Origin of the sequence: Natronorubrum tibetense GA33 (assembly GCF_000383975.1) — an archaeon.
Lineage (GTDB): Archaea > Halobacteriota > Halobacteria > Halobacteriales > Natrialbaceae > Natronorubrum > Natronorubrum tibetense.
The window spans coordinates 3,240,425-3,265,228 of sequence record NZ_KB913017.1; the positions used below are offsets into that span (position 1 = coordinate 3,240,425).

The window sequence follows — 24,804 nt, forward strand, 5'->3', positions numbered from 1 at the left end:
CATCTCGGTTTCGACCGGTCAGTAGCGTTTCACTTGCTAATTAGAAACTCGGAATCGAGTTCTTTTCTCGGAACCGACAGTAGCCCGCGACGAGAGCGTCATTCAATTATTTGGAACGATGATGATGAATTTTCGAACGAAACCGACGGGATCGAACTGGCGCGCGCATCCCTCGCGGGCGAACACCCGGTCGTCTCCGTGACATATCGAGGGATCGGTCTAGCCCCGCGTCGACCGCTTCAGCCACCGTATTTTCGATACCAAACTCGAGCGCCGATCGGCGACTCGTCCGCCTCGAGATCCAGTCTTCGCAGTACCAACTCCTGGATAGCGGCCGTGACGACGAGTTCGACCGAATCGCCGTCCTCGGTTCGCAGTTCGAAGACGCAGTGTCCGTCACGCTCATCGATGCGTTCGATCGTTCCGACCGACCACCGATCGAGATTGTGGGTCGGTTTTCGCGCGTGAATTCGATCGTGGCCCATGTTCGGACGGAAGTCGGGCAAACGGTTTAATTTGCGGTACCAATGAAGTGAGTCTGCCCGCGTTGTCCGTCAGTAATCGCCGAGAACGCCGAGCCGTCTCGCTCTGCGGGTCGCGTACTGAAAGACCGCATAGCCCAACACTACGTAGCCGCCGGCGACCGCGATCAGAAGCCCGAGTTCGGCCGGCGAGAATTCCCAGAGACGAACGCCGTCGATCATCGCCCGCTGGAGGAGCGCGCTCCCGTGAGCGAGAGGGAGAAACCGCATCCACCCGAGTTCGAACGCGGGTGCCGAAATCAGGACGATGAATCCGAACTGGAGGAGATTCAGCCAGTTCCCGATCTGCTTGTAGAGCACGGTGACGCCGCCGGCAGCCAGACCGAGTCCGAGCACTGAAACGATGCTGAGCGTCGCGACAACGACGATCGTGAACAGGTTCAGTTCGAGCGTCGTCCCTGTGATCAGGATCATCGCGACCAGAATCACCGTCGAGGTGATGAACGTCCGAACGATCTTCGCGACGCCTTTCAGCAGCGCGACGGGCGCGAACCCGAACGGCGTCATCACGTGGCGCTCGAGAGTCCCCCACTGCACCTCGCTCGCAATATCGTTCGAGATGGCGGAGTACGCCCCCACCGACAGCGTCCACAGGAAGTAGCCGACGATGATCCCTTCGATCGAGTCGGTGAGCGCCTGCCCGGCGACCATCTGCCCGCCGTAAAAGAGCACCCCGAAAAAGAACAGGGAGATGACGATCCCACCGATAGCGTTCGCCGGATAGCGCACGAAAATCAGAAACTCGCGGTAGAGCACGGCCCGTGCGAGGTGATAGTAGCCGGCCGTCCGCGGCGTCGGCTCCTCCTCGTGCAGTCGCGAACTCATCGTCCCCTCCGTTCAACTGTCGTCAAATCGACAAACACGTCCTCGAGGTCGGGTTCGATCGTCCGGACTCGCTCGAGCGTCACGTCCGCGGCGCGGAGCGTGTCCAACAACTCGTAGAGGCCGTCGCTATCCGTCGTCACTTCGATCAGGTTGCCGCGGTCGCGCGGCTCGACGTGAATCGCGTCGAATCGGCCCTCGAGTCGCGACACGATCGCCGCGTCGAGATCCCGACTCGCGATCTGCACGCGGTGTCGATCTGTCCCGTCCAGCAGCGCCGCCACGGTGTCGTCGGCGACGACCGCTCCGTCGGACATGATGAGGACCCGGTCACAGACCGTCTCGACGACGTCCATGTCGTGACTACTGAGGATAACGGTGAGGTCCTCTTCCTCGACGAGCCGTCGCAACTCCCGCTGGAGGGTTCGAGAGCTCTCGATGTCCAGTCCCAGCGTCGGTTCGTCGAGAAAGACGACCGCCGCTCCCCCGGCGAGAACGCTCGCCAACGATACTTTCTGTTTCATTCCGCGTGATAGCTCGCGGACGGGAACGTCCGCTTTTGCCTCGAGTCCCAACTGCGTCAGGAGCCGATCGTGACGGTCGCTCACCGAATCCGGATCGACGCCGCTGATCGTCGCGAAGTACCGAAGGTTTTCTCGAACGGTCAGCCGCCAGTAATCGTTCCGCGCACCCTCGAGCATCGCATCGACGGACGCGTACGCCTCTCGAGGCCGATCGTAGACGTCGATACCCCGTATCCGAACGGCCCCCGCGTCCGGCAGAACCATCCCGAGAATCGACTTGATGAGCGTCGTCTTCCCGGCCCCGTTCGGACCGAGCAATCCCACTATCGATCCGGTTTCGATCTCGAAGGAAACGTCGTCCACGGCGGTCACTGCCGCTGTTCCGTCACCGAACCGTTTGCGCAGTCCGGTCACGGAAACGGCGACATCACAACCATCTGCTTTCGCAGTCACGGTCCCGGCAGAGACATCGCCCTTCGTGACGGGGGCAGCATCGGTCGGCGAGCGCCCAGCGGATTCCACGGTAACTCTCCCACCGGGTGGGGGGCCAGCGACTTCCCCGTTCGTCGATCGGTCGTTGTCTCGCGCGGTCACAGTACCGTTTTAAGTGTGGTAGCTACAAAAACGCGAGGCCAACGGGAGTTCGATACTGATCCGAGGCTGCAACCGTCTCACTCGACAAAACGGGGCTGCGGACCTACGCGCCGCTGCGGGAACGAAGCGGTCTGCAGCACGTCCGTCGATCCAGCGCCACGTTTTTACGAACCAGTCGTGTCGAGGGCACTGTGGGACGCTATCAACCTGGGCAGCACGACTCGTTTATTAGCTGTGATACGCCTCGTTGCGGGGCGAGCAACGCACCAGAAGGATCTCCAGAGTACGACACCGACTGCTGGCGGTGTGGAGAACCGCTGGGTGGGAAACCCGAACCAGGTGATACCGTTCACGTCGACATCGTCGACGAGAAAGCCGACGGGACGCTCGTCTGCAAAACGGAGAGCGGATTCGTCCTCTTTCTCGAGGCGGATATCGCGGCGATCGAAGCGACGGTTCGAGTAACCTCCGTCGACGAGACGTACGGTGAGGCGGAACTCGTCGAAACGGGATCGTAGCTGGGACGGCGTTGCTGTGCGTATCGGTCTCAAAGGGGTGCTCGATTGGGGACTCGAACACGCGAAGTGTTCGCTACTGCTCGTGGTTCTCTAATTCAAATCCCGGAGCGTCCGCTTTTTGCTCACTACGTTCGCAAAAATGCTCCGTCAGGGATTCGAACCCTAGTCATTGCCGTGAGAGGGTAGATCTCGCCTAACTGATAATTCCCTGCCCTCTCAATTACCCGTCCGCTGAGACCATGATTTTCGGCCGTGTGAGCGATGCTACGGTCCGGAGACTTAAAAGGAACCCAGTTAATTGCCTTAGTGGGACGCCGGGTCTATCCTAACGATTTTCGACCCGATTGGGCATACCCAGATGAGTACTTGAAGTGGGCAAATAGAGGCACCAAACCAGGATCGGCGGATTCGGGATTCTTTATGTTACCCCCGTTTCTATTCGTGGGATACGCTCATTCCAATAAAGATTGCCTCATTCTCTTTATTAGCGAATTCAGAAATCATCAAACCGGTATTATTCCGCCACACAATTGATAGTATAATAGGTTTGCTGTAGCCGGCAGCTGAGAATGCAACCCGGGATATATCTGTCTCTATGTTGAGGGGATTGGAATCGAATCGGTGTTTATCGCTACACTCCAGATTACAAATACCTGTATCATATCTGTGTACCATGAACCGAGTACGCGCTAGTGATCCTCGTCAGTGTACCATAGTACTGTGCTATGTATATGCACCAAGCGCAGATACTCCTTCTCAAGAGCGTCTTCAGCAGGAGTTTACGAATAAACGGCTCTGTTGAAACCCTCAGTAGATGATAAGATTGGACTGCTGAATACAGAGGGTGGGCCTTGTATAGACGCTCAAACGTTAGCAGTGTATAGCTGATCGAACTCTTGTCGCTGTGCTAGTAGCTCGGGGAAAATACCACATCTACTAGGAAGTGAAGCGGGACGGGTTCGTTGTGCACACGAAGACCTCCCGCTTCACAGAGAGGGTTGTGTCGCTCGCCCAAAAAGCCGTCGTTGGCCCGCCAGCTCCGGCCTACCGCCCGGGAGAAGAAGGCTACGCTGACTGGGTGATTCTCGCCGTTCAGGGATTGAAAGAGTATCTCGGCCATCCGTACCGGAAGCTGATGGACGTCCTCCGTGAGATGCCGAGAGTTACGGAATCACTCGGATTGACGCCTGAAACGGTTCCACACTTCTCGACGGTGTGTACGCGAAAACAAGCGATTCCAATGAAGCGGTGGCGAGCGATCCTCGATCAGTCCGTCGAACTGTATGATCTTGGAGATGTACAGGCGATCGACGCAACCGGTGTCGATCGCGTCCAGGCCAGCCAGCACTACGCAAAACGGACGGACTACACGTTCGAGGCGGTGAAGACGACGCTGCTCATCGATTGTGAAACCAGTGCGATTCTCGATATACACTGTTCGATGAAACAACCGCACGATACACAGGTCGGTTGGCAGGTGTTAGTGCGGAATCTCGACGAGTTGGCGACTGTCGCTGCCGATAAGGGCTACGACTGGGAAGAACTTCGCACGAGATTGCGTGCGGAAAGTATCACACCGCTGATTCCGCAGCGAGATCCTGGAATGCGGGGATGGGCGAGAAATTTGCTCATCAAGGATCGGGCGTATCACCAGCGTTCGAACGCTGAATCAGTGTTTTTTGGGCTCCGGCGCAGATACGGCGATACGCTCTGGTCGAGAACCTGGTTCGGCCAATTACGTGAACTTGTCATGAAATCCGCCGTCCGCAACATCGAACGCGCAATAGAGGACTCACACCCGTGAAATCACGCGTTCAAACAAGGCCCAGAGGGTGGGTGAAGCACACCACTCTAATTTATTTCGATTTAAAGTGGATAAATAATAGGTCCACTACACGTATCTATGTAGCAGAAGAAAGAATTGTAAGTGATAAGTGAGAGACTGCGGATATGAGTGGACCGACACCAGACCGTTGCGGATACACGTGGCCCGAAAAACACGAAATTGATGACAGCCCGCATCACCAGAACTGTTGCTGGCGACAGACCGTATATGGAGAAGACCACTGTGTATGGCATTCTGACACAGAAAAAGTCACGAAATTAGTTGAGGAGTTGCAAGGAACGAGAGCCCGGCCAGAAATCCGTGACCTGAATTTTATTAAAACTGGTAAAACCCCATCCCCATCTTACGATAAAGTTCTGTCTGAAACCCTTGACGGGGTAAAGTTATCTGCCGTAGAGTTGGGCAATAAAATTGATTTTGAGAAAGTTACGCTACGTGACGCTGACCTATCGGACGCGGATCTTAGAGAGGCCAATCTATCAGGCGCGGATCTTAGTGATGCTGACCTATCAGGCGCGGATCTCAGAAAGGCCGACCTGTCGGGCGCAAACCTCAAGAAGACCGACTTAGCGGGAGCAAACCTGTTTGAGACCGACCTCTCAGACGCAAACCTCTTTGAGGCCAAACTCTCGGATGCAGACCTCGTGAGGGCTAATCTCTCCGACGCGAGGGTCATTGGTGCCGATCTCTCCAACGTGGACACCCGGGACGCCGACCTCTCTGACGCAAATCTTGCGAGAGCCGACCTCTCGGACGCGTATCTCGTAAATACCGACTTTTCTGGCGCAGAGCTCAGGGCAACCGACTTCTCGGGTGCGTACCTACCGGAGGTTGACCTTTCGGGTGTGAATCTGAAGAGTGCGACGTTCCATAATGCAAACCTTCAGGAGGTAATACTGAACCGTGCAACTCTTTTTAGAGTTGACTTCCGAGGTGCGAAACTTCACGGAAGCCTTCTCGGAGACGCTCGAATTGACGCAGAGACGGAGTTTCTGGGACCACCGGTCAATGATGGTGTGCGGTCTCCTCATACGTGTGCTGCTATTTTCTCAAAACCGTGCTGTGTGTACGACCCAAACTACTCTGGTGAGAGTGACGAAACGAACGAAGATAAAGCTAAAAGCGTCTATCAGGCCCTCGAAGAACTAGCGACCAGAGCGGCGCAGACGCGCTTGCAGTCACAGTGTTTTGTTCGCCGTCAGGACATCCAAAAAGATGTCTATAGAAAGACACTACTCAACGGACCGGAACAAGACAGTGACGAGACAGAAACAATCGATTCACAACCATACCTCCAGTCGAGACTTAACTCATTTGAGATAAGGTCCATCGCAGGAATGCGATACGCCCGTGCGAAAACAGCCCGAATGACGCTCCTCTATGGCGAAAGTCCTTGGCGAATTATTGCATGGAGTGTTGGATTTGTCGTTGCAGTAGCGCTCGTCTATCCGCTGAACGAGTGGCTGAGACCGATCGGTGAGGAGCCAATCACGTATAGTCGAATAGCTGAAGAGCCAACATTATTCCTAGAATCACTGTACTTCAGCACTCTCACTTTCACAACCCTCGGGATGGGTGACTACGAACCGCTGGGGTGGGGACAAGCGATTGCGACACTCAACACTGCATTCGGAGCCATCTTAATCGCTCTACTCGTATTCGTCCTTGGGCGTCGAGCCGCGAAATAGAAGCGCTAAACTCAGTGCTCTTTTGATGATAGATGTAATATGTATGTCTGTTCTGAAAGTCACACCTGTACTGACCGGTCACTACCCTCAAAGTTCGGCTCCCAATCTGTACGACATTCGCGCTGTCTATTCAGTACGACTGTTGAAACTTATCACTAGGCAAGAGTTTCAATAGAGCCGAATAAACCCTTGTCGTCTCAATGAGGCGCTCAATTTTGTGTGCTGGGTGGGCATCAGTGCTCTGAGCAAAACTGTTATGAATGCTCCCACTGGAAGTGGGAATATGGTGAAAGTGGATTCAAAAGGACGGATCGTCCTCCCGCAGGAGGTCCGAGAGCGTCTCGGAATTACGCCCGGGACGGAAGTAGAGATCCACGAAGAGGGTGGAAAGGCAGTCGTTGAACCCGAAGATAATCCCGAACAAATTATCGAACGGATGGACCATCTCGTTGCGAAAACGGCTTCTGACCGAGGGGAGACGACTCCGGTTGACGAAGAAGTTGATCCAATTGCCCAGAAGCACCGGGCTGCTGTTCGAAGAGGAGCAGAGAAAAACAGCGATGAGTGACGCTAGCGGCCCGTATCTTTTCGATGTTGGGGTAATTGCTCTCGCACACACGGAGACACCGGTTCGTGAGGCAGCACTTTCATACGTTCGAGACGCCATTGCTGGAGAGATCGATGCCGTTGTGCCATATCCTGCGCTATTCGGCGCGCATACTGTTCTGACGACGTACTACGGGCAGTCAAACACAGATGCGTCCCGGTTGCTGCAAAATTTCATGGACGCAAAACGCATCCACTGGTATGACGGGATACCCGACGACGTTGTCCGAGGTGGGTTGTCGCGGTCGAGTGAAGCAAATGTTAATGGGTGGGATGGGTACTATGCTCAGGTAGCAATTGACGAAGGAGTGAACACTGTGTTGACGATCGACGACGACTTCGAACGGTTTGACGAGTTCGATACCGAAGTCATTCTCTCGTCTGACGAATTTAGCGAACTGAACCGGTTTTTGGGAAACTGATTCCCCTTCTCACTCTGAATAAAGGAACGGCATTCCCAGCTACTGTTATTTGAACTCGGTTGGAGCAAAAAGACCACAAAGAACAGGTATTTAGTGGTGAAACGAATCAAAGAGCCGTTCAGTGTGTCGAGATAACGCGTGATTCTCGTCGGCAGTATAGGCAGATCCCTTATCGTCCGTTCGGAAAAGGAAACCGTAGCCGAGCAACGGGGCGTCTAGTGCTGCATCAATGCGTCCTGACTCAATTTCTCGTGATTCGAGGCGAAAACTCATGCGTCAGTCGTAGGAAGACGTAAAGTTACTCCGTACCAAGTAGTCAATCATGGGTGTCGCGCGTTCGCTTCTCACAACACTGATCCTCGGGACCACGGCGATCGTTGCCACCGCGGTTCTAGTCGGATTTCTATCGGAATCAGCACTTTGGGTCGTCCTCGCCGCCGCTACGGTTGTCGTGATCGCGGACCTCTCATTAACCACTCGCCCCCTCCTTGCTGAGGACGTCAACTAGCCAGAAAGAACAACAGGCTCACCCACAATATTCTCCGTGTATATACACTCTCTTCATCTTCGAATACCTTGATAGGGGGCCTTGATATTAACTGTCACAGGAGATGTTCGCAACGGTCCGAGAGCGGATTGAGTCAGTTGAGCACTGGGAATTACTGACATTGATGTTGTTAACGTGTGCGGCAATCGTGACATTATACACACTCGGAATACTGATCGTTCGTCCGTTCTTTTTCGGGATGGACTTTCACGTTTATTTGATAACCGCGTTTCTTGTTGCTGTAGGGTTAGCAGGGTATCAATACTGGCGAAGCTATCGAATTATCAAACAAGATGGGGTGAAACTACAGGAGGCAGATCATCCACAACTACATCGGTCTGCTCGTCGCTTTGCAAGAGATTTCGACATTGAGAAACCAGAATTACGACTACTTGACGATCCAGTACCGAACGCGTACGCGATTGGCGGCCCAAAGAACGGTGTCGTGTTTTTCAATACTGGACTCCTCAATACACTTGACGAGCGAGAAACTGAAGCTATTCTTGTTCACGAACTCGCCCACCTCAAACACCGCGACAGCATCGTCATGATGCTTGCGGGCGCTGTCCGTCAACTAATGCGCCGTGGTGCGTTTTACATCGCACTTTCGGTAGTGATCGCCGCCAACATGCTCTTCTCGGAAGACGAACAGAAAGAAGAAAGTCAGTTAGAGTACGCTATCGTCGCTGGTACAACTGCGTTCGTATCAGGTCTCGTCTTATTTTTCAGTCGTGCTCTCTCACGATACCGAGAGTACGTTGCGGATTTGACTGCTGCGCGAGCGATTGACGATCCAAATTCAATGATCTCTGCTCTCCGCTCCCTCGAAGTAGCAACCGCTGGCGGAAAAGACGTCGAAAACGACCAAGCTGCATCGCTATACATCATGAACAGAGTTGAGGGCCGATTAGCAATGCTGTTTCAAACACATCCATCGACCGAACAACGAATAGACGTCCTTGGCTCCGTTGAAATCCTTCAGAGATGACATTGAGAAGAGTTACTCTTTCCACCGGGTTTCGCGGATCCGACTGAAAACTAGCTCCTTAGCGAATCGCAAGACGTGAAGAGGGTTTCAACAGAGCCACGTCCTTCAATCCGAGTTCGACACTCACGGATCTGCTACTGAACCATTTAATGTCGGGCCGTTTCTCGGTCGGTTTACGAAATTTGGCTTCACAGGCGCCCCAGTCGTGATCTTATTGATCGGATTCATCGGGGCTGCTGCAATTGGCGCTGACATAATCGGAATCTCATCCACTGCGGTTCTACCATCTATTGGGGGAGTCACTGCGATGGTGTTGCTGATACTGTTGCTTCTCTGGCTGGCTAGCCTTGTCCTCTTTCCATGGGCGTTACTGTTCGCAAATGGCGGAAGTCCAATACTTGGTTTCTTAGCCGTTACTTCGGTACTGCTGTTCTTCTTTAGCGGAGCTGTTCTCCCTGACGTGCTCATCCTTAGACAGTTAGATCTCTTCTTTTACGTTGGGTTGATGGGAATCGCCGCGATTCACGTCAAACAACTACTCCTGGATTCGAACACTCAAAGCACTTCATCAACTGCCTCACCAGAAGATGCTGTACGGGACCTCGATCTGGAAGGAGAACACCAACAGGATCAACGAGAAGCTAGCATCGAACCGACGCCTACAGAGACAGCAGCGACACCAGAATCACACTCAAAACCGTCTACATTCGATAGTGACTCAGTAGCGAATTCATGTAACGAATCCGAAGCTGGTGCCGAACACACTGCATCACCAGTTGGGTTTAATCCGACAGATTCTTTCCAGGATACTTCCCGGACAAATCGGACTGATGAGTCAACGCTAACGCCTAACGAGACAATCAACTACTTTGCCTTCCAACAGCGGACTAACTCGGAGAAAACACGAAAAGCGAAAGAGCGCACCGTTGCCGAGGAACAGTCCTCGACCTCACTTTCGGAATCATCACACACGACAAACCCTCCTAACTCATCTTCATCTACTTCCCAGGAAACTGACCTTGGACACGATCCCGTTGATGATCCTCCGAATAACCGGAGTAGGCGGGCAGTTATTGGTGTGGCACTCGCAGCAACGGCCAGCCTTCCCTTCCTCTACACGCAGCGTGACGGCATCGCCTCTTATCTCGGAAGCACCCCACTCGGGGGATACATTTCCGGTGCTGGTGGCCCACCCAGTGCAACAAACAATTCATCAACCGACGACTCTAGCGCCGCTGATGAGGATGCCGCCGAAGATATCTTTGATAAATCGTCAGATTCAGACGGTTCAGAAACCGACTCATCGTATTTTGAGGTGAGTGGCCTCGAAACGAATTCCCCGATTGGCCCAAACGAACAATTACGCGTCGAAGCCACTATCGAGAACACGGGAGCCCAGCGCGGAGAGTCACCTGTAGCCTTAATAATTGGCCACGACCCTCAGATCGAGGATATCGAAAGAGTAGCGCTCGGAGCCAACGAATCAGACAATCTCACGCTTGAGTTTACGGCTGGTGAACCAGGGGGAGGGTACGAGGAGTTCCCGATCATAGTCGAAACAGAATACGACGAACGAAGCGTGGAAGTTGTCGTTGCAGAGTGAACAAACAGGCTGGTACCGCGTTCATGACAAGCTCAACCACATTGTCCGTGCCATTCAGCGTACTGACGCCAACGGTCACTTGCAGGTAGCGATGAGTCGTATTCGTTGGGGGTCAATCTCGGTCCAGTGCTGAGCACAAAAGCTGCCCACCAAATTAGCCGTGGCGCTCGCGGAAGCGCTCTTTCGAATGGGCATTGCACAACCATGCATCGATTTCTGGATCATGTCTGATTGCTTCTTCGCCACATTTCACGCATTCGTGATCTGCCATGATAGGTAGTATGAAAGAAATATAGAAAAAGATCGGCATTGCTTCCGGCACTGACACATCCTCATCAAAAGATCAGCTACAGATTTGAGTGAAAATTTGACCGCTTTTCGGTAATTTCAAGCCAAAGATAGTGTTCTGGACTGGTGAGATTTCTGGAGTGATTAATACTTTGCCGCCAGGCTCCCGGTGTCACTCGATTACTTTGCGCCGATTCAGCGAGTTGTTCCGAGCGACGCGCTGGTGCGGATCGAACTCGGGGATCGTAAGTACCTACGATTTCAGTATCCGATAGTTAATGGAAATATTACAGTCATACCCAGCGGACTAAACTTTATCGTGTTCTACTTCCCACCATCGAACTGACTGTTCCTCCGCATTCGACCGGGGCATGACCAGCGTCTATACACAGTCGAGCATCCGGAGAACGCCGATCAGTATCGTCTTCACAGCCGCTACGGTCGTCATGATAGCGGATCTCTTATTGACCACTCGCTCCCTCCTCACTGAGAATGAGAAGTAATTATACTCAACAACGACCGCGTCTTTGTGATCCCATGTAGCGCCGGGCTAGCCGTCCGTGTGGTGTGGCTGCCGGTGTCATCACTTGCATGTTGCGTGGACTCACGGCAGCAGCCACATCACGACGTAGCGGCGTGTATTCCGATCCCTACACCGTTCTTTGCAGTAGAACCGATGTTACATATCAAAGACGCTTTGGAAACGTGTAACGAACTATCGGCCAATGCGTCGAACAGCGGTCATCTCAGGGCTCTGTGGGATCACCGGATTCTCCATCGGGACACGATGGTTGTCAAACCGGGGCGGGTCGCTGTTCGGGTGGGCTACAGCTGCGTCCGACAGCACTACCGTCGCAGTCCTTTTCGCCTTTATTGCCGAACACGGCACTGTACTGTTCGCCGTGAGTCTCTCGGCCCAACTAGTCCTTTACGCGATAGGTATCTACCTTCTATGGCCGTATCTCCTTCCAGGACGGAGTCAGGAACTGGTTCGTTTCTCCCGAGTGCGTATCGCGTTGACCGTTACGGTCCTGCTGACCTTTTCATATTCATATATGCTGATCCAAAGAGATTACGTCCACCCCCTCGATGTCGGGGCTTTTGTTGTTCTTGTTTTGCTCATCCCGTGCGTGATCGGTTGGCTGCTTGTGCGATCACATCCAACACCGTATGATCCCGAGGAAGGCTGTATCGTGTATGTTAGTGCGTTGACTGAGATCGGTCGACCGGGAGGTCACTCATCTTCTACGAACGAATTCGATCCATACAGTCTGCAATCTATGCTGATTTATACGTATCTGGCCGGCCTCGTGCTAACCGCCATCGCTTTTTTTACTGGAGGAATAATGTCGTTGCTCTTTTTATTATACCCTCTTCTTGAAGTGACAGTACTCATATTCGGTGTCTTGAGCGTTGTGAGGTCACGATTGTCTATCCCCGTTAGGACCGTCCATGCCGATGTTGAAACCGTGTTTTTGAAATCGGCATCAGCCGTGATCGTCTCGCCCAAAGGGTTCGCGACGTTCTTTTTTATTTTTGGCGGACTTGCGATGGCCGGAATCTCGCTGGTCGCAGGAGTCGGTATTCTCACGCTCGGTGGTCGCGTATTCCTGACCGAGATGGCTACTGGAACGATTGGGGCAACCGTCGCTGTAGGACTCACTTGTGGGGTGATCTATGGGATATACGGCCTATGGTACTGGCTCGGGGTCGCTCGTCGGCTTCCGGCATTGCTTCGAGTATCGGAGGGAAGTTCAGTTTCGCCAATTCCCATCCGGCCACGGGGCGCGATGATTTCTCCCACCATGTTGTTGCTTTACCCTGCCGGAGTTGTTGTCATTCTAGCGTTATTGATTTTTCATGGCCTATATGACGAGATTTCCCCACTGTGGCTGATAGGAACGATCGGAGTCGGGTTCATCGTAGTACTCGGGCTCGTCACATGGAACGTCTTATCGACGTTCCGTCAATCTCGACCACAGCCGGCCGCGTCAGACGATCAGGCCATTCCGACCGCCATCGTGATACAGAGCATCGGATTCATTGCCTCGTTAGTCCTGTTGTCGGTATACGATCCGATCACTGGCGGTGGAATAAAAGCGGGAATTGAGTCGCTTCGTTCCTCGGTGGTGGTGTACGGGCGATGGCTCCTGTTGCTGCCACCATTCTTGACGTTATTTTATGCGAACCGACTCGGTCGAATGCTCTTCGATAGCGATAATTCTCGGGTGGAGGTGGTGATAATGTTCGCGGTCACCGCAGTTCTGATCGGTCTCTTGGTTGTGGTTTTTTGATCCCACCGGGGAGTGGATCGTCCGCGAGAATGTCAGCTCCGCGATCAGCCGACTCCCGGGAACTCGTCCCGATTTCGCCCGTGAGACGATTTCTGCCGTCGCTCGGAGCGCCTCCGATCGAGACGGAACCCACCTCTGTCGGGTGACGATGAGCACGCTTGAGACACTCGTCGCGTCCCATCCGGAGGGCGTCGCGACCGGGATCGATATGGTCGCGCTCAGCGAGCTGTTGGATCCATCGGAAGCGCTTAGATCGGGCGCGAACGACGCGACCGACTCAATTGAGGAGTGACCGCGACGACCTCTCACGGACGCCGACCGGGGGCTTCCGATGCGGTTGACGTTCTCGAACTCAAACGAGCGGAATGGATTCTCTGCCGTTTGCATGATTGGACTGGAATGTGCCCCTGTCGACACTCCCGGGCCGCCCGAAAGAAAATCCCTTGCCGAAATAACCGACAGCGTCCAGCAAAGGTTTTTATTGGTGAACTGTCCTGATTGACGCGCCATTGAATCGGAAACATTGTCGCTCAATCATCCCGCCGTGCGAGCGTTTCGGGACTATTGAGTCCATCCGCGGGATGCGGAAATCCCCCACGTAGTACGAATCGTCTCTTTGACGGGCGACACTAAGACCCGAATTCAGGTGTTGCAGTACTGATCGTAACCATCCACCACGAGAAGTCCGCGTGTCATGGCCGATCACACAACTCTCGTGAGCGAACCCGTCTCTGTCTCGATCTCAACGAAGGAAACACCGGGGCTGCCGGGATTGTAGATGTCTGCATAGCCGCCTGTGGTTTCGATTACGTCCCGTCCTTCGGCATGCATGTGGCCACTAAAAACGACGTCCGGTGCCGACGCAGCGATCGCCATTTTGAGTGGGATTGAGCCGCGGTGAAGTCGCCCGCGGAGGGCCTCGGAGGAATGGTGGTGATCAAAATCAACGTGAAACGGCGACTCGTGCGAGAGCAGTATCGTCGTCTCTCCCTTATTGGTAAGCAACTCACGTATCTCGTCGAATTCCTCTGCAAGTTCGGTGAGTTCGCCAGCGCACTTCTGCTGGCGATCCGCCGACACGCCGAGTTCAACTGCCGCTTCTCGTGAATCGAGTCGTCCCGCGAGAAACCGCCCGACGATGGCTTCCACGGCGTTCGCAGTTTGTGCTGCCGTTTGCGTCACGCTCTTGACTTCAGTCAACTCCGGGACGATCCCTGGATACTGATCGTACGCGAACGTCGGCGTCAAGTCGAACTGTTTGCACCCCCAACCGACGAATCGGACCGCCTCGAGAGTTGGCTGTTTCCTTATCAGATCATCAACAGCGCATCGATGTGCGACGATGACGTTGTCAAGACCGTTGGCGAGCCGTCGCGTGCAGTCAACAGGATCGTGATTTCCGGGAACAGTGATGACTGGTACACCGACCTCGTTCAGTTGCTCAAAAAACGCCCGTCCGCGCCTTTCATAAGCGCTTCCAGCAGTTTCGTCTCCTGCATGATCGGTATTGTCGTCGATAATGTCCCCGATCGAGACGATCGCATCCACGTCTAGTGACTCGATATTTGGACACTCTGGCGGAGTCGTCGGTCCGGTCGCACTCAGATGGAGATCTCCGAGCAGGAGGAGTCTGACCATTGATCAGGGTTGGAGATACTCGCCTGAAAATATAACTTGTGGTGACCGAGTACGTTGCATGGATGAACTCTGTTCCAAGATTATCTACAGGGGTCAAATGTCGCAACGACCTTTGGCCAAGCCTCATACGGCCAGCGCTTTGAAACCTACCAATCAAAACTCGATAAACCGGTGCCGGCCCGCTACTTTGAATCATCTTGACCGCTAACATCCGATTCGCCGCTACGGCTCCGTGATCTCATAGGAAGCGGTAACGCGCGCATTGATTTCGACTGGACCGGGTACGATGTTGTCCGTAGCGCTATACTCTAGGGCCTCGTCAACAAGCGATTGCATTCCGTCAGGACTCCTCTCACTGATCTCGATAAGATCCCCGAGTTCGACACCTTCGGCGTCCGCTATCGCTTCCGCGTGTTCTCGGGCGTCGCTCGTTGCCCTCGTCAGCGCCGCTGATCGCAACTCAGATCGGCGTTCGTCCGAAAGCGCTGTCTGGATTTCTAATACGTCCGCGCCAGCTTCCAAACCGGGGACAAGCCGATCTCGAACCTTTTCTGATCGACAGCACAGAACGAGCGTTTCTTTGGCGCAGTATGGTAGGTCGTCGGGCGCGGGATCGAATTGGTTCGATCGATGTTTGACCGTACACTCGATCGTCTCAAACTGGGACCGATCGCAGCCGTGATCAAGCAGCGACTGCCGAAGTGCCATCGTCCGATCAGCAACCGTCTGATACGCGTCTGTCGGCAGATCTCCACCCCCGCTGGTCTGAAATCGGATTTCAGATCGCTCCGGTCGAAATTGAACGCTCCCATCACCGAGTACCGTAATCGATCGTTCGGCCATAGACCACTAATACGACTTTCTTGTGAAAAATCTAGTCCACTATTGATATCCTCCATGACCTGAATGGCCAAAGCTCCGTCGCACAACTGCTAAGTGCGCTCTTGACATCCTTCCCGCCCTGAAGGGCGAGCCTTTCTCTTTTAATTTCCGTAACCTACCGCCAAGAACATCATACCTCGGAGAAGTCGGCGGATTTCAATTCCAGTCACCAAAAATGATATAACGGAGTGATAATAACTACTGGCGTGAAATGATACGCTCAACCTCTCTTACCGTTCCACTCACTCTCTTGGTTGTTCTTTTAATCGCAACCTCGTCAGCAGCCGGGGCCGTTTCCACCAGCTACGATACGGAGTATCACGGTGACAGCGAGGACGCCGACCAGGCCATCGAAACGACGTTTACGCTGTCTCCCGACGACGACGAAATTACGGACATTCAGATCGATTTCCAGCACACTGACGACGCGTTCGTCGACTTCGATTCCTTCAGTACGACGACCTCTGCCGGGGCGGACATCGACATCCAGTACGAAGGCAACGGCGTGTTCACGATCGATGAGATTCAGACGAACGAAGACGTCGTCTTCGAGTTTGAGGCGTATCCCACGGATATCAAGCAGGAAGAGATCAGATCGACGACCATCGAAATCGACTACGTCCAGCAGGGACAGGGGCTTTCGGAAACGGAACACATCGATGTCGACATCTCGTCCTCTCCGTGGTTCCTGTATCAGGAGGAGGTGTCTGAGGATGAGTTTTGGGATCGAGCGGGTAGCGTCATCAGCATCGGAACATTTGGCGCGTTCGCCGTGGGACTTCTCGGACTTGCTACCGCTGGAGTCTTCTATGTCCGCAGCGCAAACCGGGTAAAGTCGGCTCGTCAAACTCTGGTTAAGAAACTGAAGCGGCTCGAGAATCAGGTTGAGTCAGAGCGTGCCACCACGAAGATTCGAGACACGAGAAAAGAACTGGAAGACGGTAACACCGGTGACCCCACCCCCTCTACCGAAGATGGGCCAGAGCTCCGTCCGTAAGTGATGGCATTCGTCAGGGGAGGGGACCAGCGAAAGCCGGGTCCTCTCGCCCGTATCTGCGATCCGTTTCAGCCATAAGTTATTTCATCTATAACGACAGGTATTACCTATGACAACGAATCCAACGATAGTGGTTGGGGTGGGTGAAGCTGGCTGTCGAATGGCCACTCACCTTTACGAAGATCTCAAGCGCGACGGCGAGTCTCTACTCGACGAGTTTTCGTTCGTCGGCGTCGACACCAAAGAGAGCGATCTGAAGGCGATCACGTCAAAAGAGGGGTTCACCCAGATCACGTTAGATCCGCCCGAAGAATTCTGGGAGAACGATCGCGAGTCGTTCAGTTATCTCTCGTCGGACTACGAACTGAGCCGGAGCGGAGGCGCCACTCGCCAGCGGTCGATCGCCCGGTACTATATTGACAACAAGGAGAACTACGTCTCGCTCTATCAGAGCCTCGAAAACGTATTCGCCGAGTTCGAGAGCAACGACGGCGGCTCGCTAACAGATCCCGATATCGGGGGCGCGAACGTCTGGTTGCTCAACTCCCTGGGCGGGGGGACCGGAAGTGGCGCATTCCCGCTCATCACTTCGATACTCTACAACGTCTCACGGGCCCGGAACTACAAGTATTACCTCTGTGGCATCGGCTCACTCCCGCGCCTCGACAGCCTGGAGCATCGTGGGCTCCCTCCCCAGGCGAATGCCGATTTCTACGGGAACGCGTACGCTGCACTTCGAGAGCTCGCGGTCCTCATCGATTACAATTTCCACGAAGAGTATCAGGACGCGGCAGGAATCGACTCCAACAAGGCGATCCGTCTCGAATCGGAGCCAAAACGACAATCAGAACTGGACCTCCCTGACAGCGCATTCGACTTTTACGGCCTGATCGGGGCGAACGAAAGCGAAATGAGCGTCAGCTACCGGGACGAGATGAACCAAATCTCGGCGAATACGATCCGATTCTTCGCCCAAGCCGTTGGCCTCGAGGACTTCCCGGATGACCGAAACAAGCCTGGATCGGAGGACGTGTTATTTTCGCTAGACAGTACTTCGGTTCGCGTTCCGATGGACGAAGTCGATGAGTACATTGAGGTCGTTGAGGCGATAAACGAAATCGAAGCGGAGCTTAGCGATGTCAAAGATCGGATCCAGCGCACCAGACGGAATCGCGACTACATCAACGGAGCGCTGGATATAGACCTTCGGGATGTGGATCTCGAGGAACTCGGCCACGTTGATCCAGAGTTCATTAGAACAGCTAAAGATCGCACTCGAAGCATCGAGGTAGCGTCGATATCGAATCCTGATGTGCTGGACGAGGAGTTTGAGAATTACGTAATGAATCAAACGCCGGCCATCAGCGATGAGTACGATGTTGAGAAGTCCGACGTGGTCGGGCTCATATTCTATCAGTCGCTCCGGAACCGGATGGAAGATCTAATCACAAATGATCAGTCGGCTCAGGACCTTCAGGAGGCGTGGACGGACTACAGCGTCGAGATCGGTTCGTTCCGAGATGAAGTCGTGGACACCGCTGAGTTAGAAAGCAGTTCGACACTTCGAAAGTGGGAGGACGGTCTTGCCCCCTTCTTTACGGGCTGGAAGAAAAGCCTACAGAACTCGCTCGAGCAGATCCCCTCGTATCGAGTGCTTGAGCGACGGAACACAAGAGAGGACCTCCAGAAAGTCGAAAACCTGTACAGGAATCTCGAATCGGCGTACGCTCAACATCGAACGCTGGTCAACGCCCAGAACGTGGTGACGTCGCGATTGAACACGCAGCGGTCGAACCTCAAGTCCGCCCGTAAAGAGTACGAGAGCCAGATCGAAGAGTTCACGTCCGAGCGAGAAACGCTGATCGAGCGTCAACAGCAACGAGAAAACGAGTTACAGACGAAAGAGTACACGTTATCACACACCGACCATGAGCGGTACATGTCCGTGGAGCTTCGAAATTTCGAAACGATCGACGAGGAGTTCCTGGACGAAATGGAGAGTTTCTCGAACCTGATCGTTCGCAACGCGGTAAGCAAGGAGACGGTGGCGTTGGCAATCGAGAAACAGCTCGACGAACTTCACGAACCGATTCAGGATATCACGCCATACGTTGTCTCCGAGAGTAGCTACGAGATTCTTGGAGCGCTCGTGGACGAAGAGAACCGGGGGCTTCTCGAGGGAGAACTTGCCGACGTTTCGGCGAGCGACGTCTCCGACGCCCTCAGTTCGTTCAACGAGGTGGAGTACAGCGAAGCGTTCCAAGATCCGTTTTCGATTCGATTCGTCGGCTGTTACACCGACGTATTCATCGAAAACACCAGCGAGTTCGGAACCATTCACGACTTCTACACTGATCCCGATAAGGACGTAGGAGACCTGTTCGGACTAGATACGACCGACGACGACTTCATCGCGGACCGAATTGCCTACCCGGAACTGTTCCCGGAAGACGAGCGGATCCAGACCTATCGAGATCCGATTTCGGCAGACGACTAAACTGCCCAGTTCGAGATACGGGTCTCGAATCATTCAGCCGTCTCAAAGCCGGAAAGTCGCTTAACGCCTTCTTCATTCAAACGAACAAGACTTCTCGCAGTCAGAACACGAGAAGACGAGCATCCACCGGAAACTCGGTGACAAAGAAAAACGATTCACCGAAAGGATATTGCATCGTCTCTCCCGTGCTGTCGTGGAGTTTACGGAGCAGTTCTCGAACCCGGTTATCGTGTCCGAGGATATGAGCGGTATCCGTGACGAAATGCAGTACGGCACGTATGTGAACCACCGGTTGCACAAACTCCCGTTTCGCAAGTTCGAGACGCTCGTCTCGTACAAGGCGACTTGGCGGGAGATCTCCACCGACACAGTGGATGCCTATTACAACTCGCAGACGTGTTCGTGCTGTGGTGAGTGTGGATATCGGTGGGAACGGCGGTTCCACTGTACGAACGATGAGTATGACGTGGTGCAAGATCACGCAGATCGGATTGCATCGGTGAATATCGCGTGGCGCGAGAAGGCGAAACTCGACGGTAACGAATCGGATTACCGGACTCACATAACCCAACCGCAGGTTCGGTTGGTGCGTCTGTCCAGGTCCGGGGCGTGTAAGCCGTCCAACCTTATCCCGCTCGTTCGCGGAACAGGGAGTGCTATCGCATGGCTAAGGGAACTACAAAAGCTCGGGCCACCGCGCCCGAGGCTGTTTACTCATCGAATTTGCTCATTACAAGAATAGTTAAGCTAGAAAATGTGATATAATATATCCATGTTTCAATGGTGAGCAAAATTATCGGCTCAAATAACGGGTCAACTATTGCATAAAACGGAACCGGAAAAACGCCGCTCTCCGGTGCAAACAGAATTAACGAACCCACTTGATCTTGTAGGCGACTGGATAGCGCTGGCGAGCTCCGCCGTGGTCTACCCCTCAGTAACCGAATCGGTGCCCGTATTATTCGGAGCGTTCCAGAAAAAATAAAAACAGTAATGAAAATAATCATCGGGATGAAGTGTGAAAATGTGCCATTCCACAAAAGGAGGGCGATAAGAGAAAACTCTTCATCTGGTTTTAATATCCATATTAAATATCCGCTTATTACACCAAAGACAACTAGAATCTGGGGAGGTAAATAAAAGACGCCCAAAAAGAATCCTACCCCTGTTAAAGCTATGAATAGCGGCATCGAAAGGAAGAGCGGAACTATTCCAATCTTACTATTTAGCATGTCCAGAATCCCACTCCTCCCGCATTTTCATATAGTCAATGAAGAGTCTGGGCCATTAATACTTTTGAATATTATGACCTACACGTGCTGAATATGATTGATTTGGGAATTTTGCCACGATTCATGCACTCTCGACACTCTGTGAGAAGAGCGAAAGTTCACCAGAATACGGTTCTGTACCACCCCGTAAGAAACTCGACATAGATTCGGTCGAACAGATCGGCAATACGCTGATCCAGAAGGATGTTCTCGATATTCTTCCCGAGCAGGTGGAAATCTGCGCAGACTTCCACTTGTGGCCATCCTATGTGCGGAATTCGGCTTAATTTGCGAAAGAGGTGATCAGTCAGTACATGCGAAGGCGTTACCGAAGAAGGTACCCACCTCTCGGATAGGCGTCAGAAACAACCTGCTGAATCTAGTGGGTCTATTTTGCAGCATTGATCGAAAAATTTGTACTTTTTCAATGAGACAAATATGATATGTACACTCGTAATCATGCACTTTTATCTGCCCTTGTCGGGATTCCAGTTGCAATGGCTGCTAACGATATAAGTTCCCAGATTTCAGTCTGGGTATAATTGTCCTAATAGGTACGATTATTGATTTAGACCATTTTCTGATTTCACGGTTAAACTCTGGGAGTTGGATACATGTCGTCCAAAGTATCAAAACCCTTATAGACTATTCTTTGATCAAACCACTATTTTCAATCCAGGTGACTTGTTCAGGGATCAGCGGCTATTATCTCATCATTTGATATTTGGGTTTGCTACAGTTACCACATGGGTTCATGTGCGCTCTAATCGCTCGACACGAACACGTGCTGCAAAGTGTATAGAAAGCACACGGCGCCAATCCAAGCGTACAGGAACACGTTGAATAATTGTCCGACGAAGAGGACACAAAGAAGGAATGCAGTTGATGCAGCCAGTGACCGCTGCACGTCTGCCGATTTCACGAACGGTTTGAGATGAATGATGTAGACGGCGCCAACACCGAAAATGAAAAAGAAAAACTCGTAGAGGTCATACAGGTTCGAGACAGGTGTGTCGAAAAATCGGATGCCAGCCAGCACGAGTAGAGAATAAAGGTATCCAACGAACCAAGTTGTATCGAAAAAACGGCGCGCGTATCGGTACACGTCGTCCATATAAAACAGAAGTATAAAAACCAAGGCTGCTTGGCCCACCTGTTCCGAAGACATGTGTCCAGCGGTCAGTTCAAACTCCATTCCGCTGGTTACCCCTGACTCGATTGACGATAACGCGTTCGAAAGAAGCATGAAACCAAGCAAATAGACGAGGAATGCGCTTGGAAGCCACCAGTTGTCGCGGCCTAGCCTGGCCTCGGTACTTGATTCTCTGGTTCGTTTGAACGACTCTCCGATAGACATGGCCCCCAACGCGTAGAAACCGATGATTCCGAGGGTCCAAACGGTTATTCCCTCGGCGTCAAACTGGGAGAAGAAGGCAAGCAAACCGACCGTACCTCCTGACAAGACCACTGTCGGTACAATCCAGAATCTGGGTAACGGTGTGACAGTAATTCTTTTTTTGCCGGTTACGAACCGCTCCTGTTCGTCTCGCCGATAACTGGTCAGGAATGCGGGCATCCTATCTAAAACCCGAAGCCAGAACCAGAGGCCGTACACCGCATAGAGAATGACGGATAAGCTAACGATGATATGTGCATCGGTTGGTACTGTCCCTTCTGACAGTACCTTCCCGAAAGCGAACATCGTCTCGCGCTCAAGTGAGAACGGTGTCACAGCCAACAAAAGCCCAACGAGAACCATGAAGACTGTCATCATCCCTTTCAGTGGTGTCGTAAGGACTGAGCCGAACGTGGTGAACAACGTGTCCAACAAATCGGTCTTAATCCGCGGTCCTTCGGGAAGTAATGCTACTCGCCGGGCGATCATATCGTACGTGGCGACACCGACTACGAGGACCTCGAGTATTGGAAACTGTTGCTCGGCGACGCTTATTGCTAAAATTGTGAAACAGACAAACAGCATTACCATTCCACCGATGAGCAGCGAAATAGCACCCGTATTCGCTCCTGCTGGTGGTTGATCCATAGTGCCGGTATTTGCTATCAGAATCTGGCTGAACATCTGCTGAGGTTCACTCTGGTTGTCTATTGCCTTGGACCACGCGTAAACGATCCCAGTCAACAGTAACCATGTCGTGAGTGATAGAATAACAAGTAATAACAGCGTGTTTGGCGTCGGATCGCGACTCCAAAATAAAAACCCGCTAATCACAATGCCCGTAACAAGAGCCCAGAACGGCGACCACTTTGAACTATCATTTTTGGTAAAATAGTTCGGTGTTTGATATACGACATAGGCATACAGGACAAGTTGAAGAACTCCCATCAGTACGTCGGGTAGCCAGTCCAGCCAAAAGAGCGCCAGCACCACTGGGGCCGAATCCAACAATATCAGTATACCTGCGAGTATGCCGGCAATTGCTGAGGGCCTGACTCGTGTCAATTGTATCCTACTCATATCATAACACGGCGCTTGACGTATGTCGATATCATAATTATCATTTAAATATCTTTTCAAGGTTATACTTACCCTCTTCGCGATTGCGCCCAGACAATTCCCTCGAGGCCGAAACACGCGCTGAAACGCCGATAAAACCGCAATCCCGGGCCGATACGGGCATCAGGCAGGAATAGCGACAGAGACGTATTTCCTAGTCTGTACCTTCGGTTTCCGGGTGGTCGTATCGATTGAACCGGTACTTGCCTGTCCGAATCACCTAGTACCGGCCGTCAAACTCGAGAAGATCCTCGTTGGTGACCGCCTCCGAAAGGAGATCCGGGATCTCCGTATCGGTGATGCCGTGATCAGATGCCAAGTCCATGATTTCCTCGACGGTAGCTCCCGGGTTCTCCGCCACGACCTCCAGGATCTGGTCATATTCCTCCGTCATAGGTTAAGAGATCCGGTATTGGACGATCGATTCTGTGTTACAGGCAGGACAGGTTTCGGTATCTTTGTCGACGGTGGTTCCGCAGCGCCGGCACTCGTACACGACCTCTTCCTGGTTGTCCGGGATAGCAGCCGTTCTACACATATCAGGGATACAGAAATCACTCTGGGTTCACGACGTCACGGCACTCCGGGCACTCAGCGTATACTGCCGGTCCTGTCTCGCTTTCGTACTCGAGAATCACATCGGTCGTTGTGATCTCGGCCTGGCAGAACGGGCATGTACCGAGAGACGGTGGATTTGTCGTGGACACGAGTTGAGGAAGATGAAGTCTGATGAGGGAAGGGAGCACGTGTGACTGTGACAGGGTGCCGTGAGCGCCTCCCTCTACAATCAGTAGCTTGTACACGGATCGGTATATAGGCGAGCCAATCAAAGTGAAACTGAAACGGGCGGAAGCAGGAGGTTATAGATCGGATTTGGAGGAATATCTATTCTGGCGGCCTCGTCAAGTGATCGGACGAGCATGATGATGGAAACTCAGCGACGATAGAAGTTAGTGGCTCTTTGCTGGAAAACGACGTCGTTCATGACGGTGTCACTCGCCGTCTCGACGGTGTTTCAGTTCCCACGGTGGCCGGCCCGGGTGGTTAAGCTGGTACCACGAGCTATCCTTTGCGTCTCGAATATCGCCTGCAGGGACGTCAGCTGCATCGACAAACACGGCACTCAACTCGAGTGCTCGCCAAACCGGAGAACAGTACGCCGTGAGCAACACCGGATGGTAGAAAAATTCGAGTAACACGCCAGCGATGAGCAAGTAATCCTGGCCAAAGGGACCGTGTTCAGGCTGACGAGCCGAACTGGTATCGATTGAGTGTCGAAGAATTTGCGTTCCGCGAGCCCACTTGAGCCGGTCTTCGATTGACTCAGAACCGCTTGCGTTCGAAGGGTAGGTGAAAAACCAGTATTCGTCTTTTCGTGGTGCGTATTGCTCTCGCCAGTCCCGCTCGAACAACGACATCGCATCCCCATCACAGAGAACTTTCGTCAGAGCCCACCTCGATAACGTCCCAGCCCGTGATTGGGCAGAACCGACCAGCCCGGCCAAATGTGGGTCGACCGTACTTCGATTGAGCAGTTCAGCGATGAGAAGCCAATCCTGCTCTGTCAGCTGTGTCAGATCCCCTGCACACCACTCCGGATCAACGTACCAGCGATACGCGCTCTCATCGACATGAGTCGACTCCTCTGTTACAGCTGGGTGGTTCAGCGTGTTCGCAACGTCTTGAAGGCGTGCTCGGAATTCGTCAACGGAGTCGATCTGG

19 protein-coding genes and 2 pseudogenes are annotated in these 24,804 nt (G+C 53.0%); 13 read left to right on the forward strand and 8 right to left on the reverse strand.

The window, feature by feature from the left end:
* Positions 1 to 239: 239 nt before the first annotated feature.
* The 3 genes from NATTI_RS0116785 to NATTI_RS0116795 form a co-directional block, all read right to left on the reverse strand.
* Positions 240 to 485: a DUF7861 family protein gene (locus tag NATTI_RS0116785; RefSeq protein WP_006090743.1), complete on the reverse strand. Its 246-nt coding sequence runs from the start codon at positions 483 to 485 to the stop codon at positions 240 to 242.
* A gap of 69 nt (positions 486 to 554) precedes the next feature.
* Positions 555 to 1,367 (reverse strand): ABC transporter permease, encoded by an 813-nt coding sequence (locus tag NATTI_RS0116790; RefSeq protein ID WP_006090744.1) that lies wholly within the window; start codon positions 1,365 to 1,367, stop codon positions 555 to 557.
* Positions 1,364 to 2,482: an ABC transporter ATP-binding protein gene (locus NATTI_RS0116795; RefSeq protein ID WP_006090745.1), complete on the reverse strand. Its 1,119-nt coding sequence runs from the start codon at positions 2,480 to 2,482 to the stop codon at positions 1,364 to 1,366. Before NATTI_RS0116795 ends, NATTI_RS0116790 begins: the two co-directional genes overlap by 4 nt.
* Positions 2,483 to 2,673: 191 nt before the next feature.
* On the opposite strand from NATTI_RS0116795, the gene NATTI_RS0116800 reads away from it, so the two are divergent.
* The 9 genes from NATTI_RS0116800 (at position 2,674) to NATTI_RS27040 (ending at position 13,574) form a co-directional block, all read left to right on the forward strand.
* Positions 2,674 to 3,000, forward strand: a complete 327-nt coding sequence (locus NATTI_RS0116800; protein WP_006090746.1) for a TRAM domain-containing protein — start codon at positions 2,674 to 2,676, stop codon at positions 2,998 to 3,000.
* A 943-nt stretch (positions 3,001 to 3,943) separates the two neighbouring features.
* A complete protein-coding gene (locus tag NATTI_RS0116805; protein ID WP_027119193.1) occupies positions 3,944 to 4,804 on the forward strand; it encodes an IS5 family transposase in 861 nt (286 codons plus the stop codon).
* A 146-nt stretch (positions 4,805 to 4,950) separates the two neighbouring features.
* Positions 4,951 to 6,534: a pentapeptide repeat-containing protein gene (locus tag NATTI_RS0116810; RefSeq protein ID WP_241434331.1), complete on the forward strand. Its 1,584-nt coding sequence runs from the start codon at positions 4,951 to 4,953 to the stop codon at positions 6,532 to 6,534.
* 283 nt (positions 6,535 to 6,817) lie between these two features.
* Positions 6,818 to 7,102, forward strand: coding sequence for an AbrB/MazE/SpoVT family DNA-binding domain-containing protein (locus tag NATTI_RS25480; RefSeq protein WP_081603669.1), 285 nt, complete (start codon positions 6,818 to 6,820; stop codon positions 7,100 to 7,102).
* Entirely contained in the window at positions 7,095 to 7,562 is a 468-nt protein-coding gene (locus tag NATTI_RS0116820; protein ID WP_027119194.1) for a type II toxin-antitoxin system VapC family toxin, read from the forward strand. The genes NATTI_RS25480 and NATTI_RS0116820 overlap by 8 nt, the downstream gene beginning before the upstream one ends.
* A gap of 611 nt (positions 7,563 to 8,173) precedes the next feature.
* Complete coding sequence (locus NATTI_RS25025) at positions 8,174 to 9,097, forward strand: M48 family metallopeptidase (protein ID WP_006090752.1); 924 nt, start codon at positions 8,174 to 8,176, stop codon at positions 9,095 to 9,097.
* 214 nt (positions 9,098 to 9,311) lie between these two features.
* The gene (locus NATTI_RS26150; protein WP_152423951.1) at positions 9,312 to 10,700 is read left to right on the forward strand and encodes a hypothetical protein; all 1,389 of its coding nucleotides are present in this window, start codon (positions 9,312 to 9,314) and stop codon (positions 10,698 to 10,700) included.
* A gap of 1,304 nt (positions 10,701 to 12,004) precedes the next feature.
* Positions 12,005 to 13,282 carry a hypothetical protein gene (locus NATTI_RS0116850; protein WP_241434332.1) on the forward strand — a complete coding sequence of 426 codons (1,278 nt, stop codon included), beginning with the start codon at positions 12,005 to 12,007 and terminating at the stop codon, positions 13,280 to 13,282.
* Between the two features lie 148 nt (positions 13,283 to 13,430).
* Positions 13,431 to 13,574, forward strand: a complete 144-nt coding sequence (locus tag NATTI_RS27040; protein ID WP_241434333.1) for a hypothetical protein — start codon at positions 13,431 to 13,433, stop codon at positions 13,572 to 13,574.
* Between the two features lie 410 nt (positions 13,575 to 13,984).
* Here NATTI_RS27040 and NATTI_RS0116860 read toward each other — a convergent pair whose 3' ends face one another.
* The gene (locus tag NATTI_RS0116860) at positions 13,985 to 14,920 is read right to left on the reverse strand and encodes a metallophosphoesterase family protein (protein ID WP_006090756.1); all 936 of its coding nucleotides are present in this window, start codon (positions 14,918 to 14,920) and stop codon (positions 13,985 to 13,987) included.
* A gap of 222 nt (positions 14,921 to 15,142) precedes the next feature.
* Positions 15,143 to 15,763: an SIMPL domain-containing protein gene (locus tag NATTI_RS0116865; protein WP_006090757.1), complete on the reverse strand. Its 621-nt coding sequence runs from the start codon at positions 15,761 to 15,763 to the stop codon at positions 15,143 to 15,145.
* 289 nt (positions 15,764 to 16,052) lie between these two features.
* Here NATTI_RS0116865 and NATTI_RS0116870 point away from each other — a divergent pair, with 289 nt between their 5' ends.
* From NATTI_RS0116870 to NATTI_RS27510, 4 genes and pseudogenes are all read left to right on the forward strand, one after another.
* On the forward strand, positions 16,053 to 16,799 hold the full coding sequence (locus NATTI_RS0116870; RefSeq protein ID WP_006090758.1) for a hypothetical protein: 747 nt from the start codon (positions 16,053 to 16,055) through the stop codon (positions 16,797 to 16,799).
* A gap of 109 nt (positions 16,800 to 16,908) precedes the next feature.
* The gene (locus tag NATTI_RS0116875) at positions 16,909 to 19,296 is read left to right on the forward strand and encodes a tubulin-like doman-containing protein (protein WP_152423952.1); all 2,388 of its coding nucleotides are present in this window, start codon (positions 16,909 to 16,911) and stop codon (positions 19,294 to 19,296) included.
* Between the two features lie 103 nt (positions 19,297 to 19,399).
* Positions 19,400 to 19,967, forward strand: a pseudogene (locus NATTI_RS0116880) (zinc ribbon domain-containing protein); the annotation flags it as partial.
* Positions 19,968 to 20,653: 686 nt separating this feature from the next.
* Positions 20,654 to 20,836: pseudogene (locus tag NATTI_RS27510) on the forward strand (ISH3 family transposase); the annotation flags it as partial.
* 494 nt (positions 20,837 to 21,330) lie between these two features.
* Here NATTI_RS27510 and NATTI_RS0116890 read toward each other — a convergent pair.
* From NATTI_RS0116890 to NATTI_RS27660, 3 genes are all read right to left on the reverse strand, one after another.
* The gene (locus NATTI_RS0116890; protein ID WP_241434334.1) at positions 21,331 to 22,956 is read right to left on the reverse strand and encodes a hypothetical protein; all 1,626 of its coding nucleotides are present in this window, start codon (positions 22,954 to 22,956) and stop codon (positions 21,331 to 21,333) included.
* Between the two features lie 346 nt (positions 22,957 to 23,302).
* Positions 23,303 to 23,476: a hypothetical protein gene (locus NATTI_RS26610; protein WP_006090762.1), complete on the reverse strand. Its 174-nt coding sequence runs from the start codon at positions 23,474 to 23,476 to the stop codon at positions 23,303 to 23,305.
* 160 nt (positions 23,477 to 23,636) lie between these two features.
* Positions 23,637 to 23,885 (reverse strand): DUF7837 family putative zinc-binding protein, encoded by a 249-nt coding sequence (locus NATTI_RS27660; RefSeq protein WP_081603665.1) that lies wholly within the window; start codon positions 23,883 to 23,885, stop codon positions 23,637 to 23,639.
* Positions 23,886 to 24,804 lie beyond the last annotated feature (919 nt).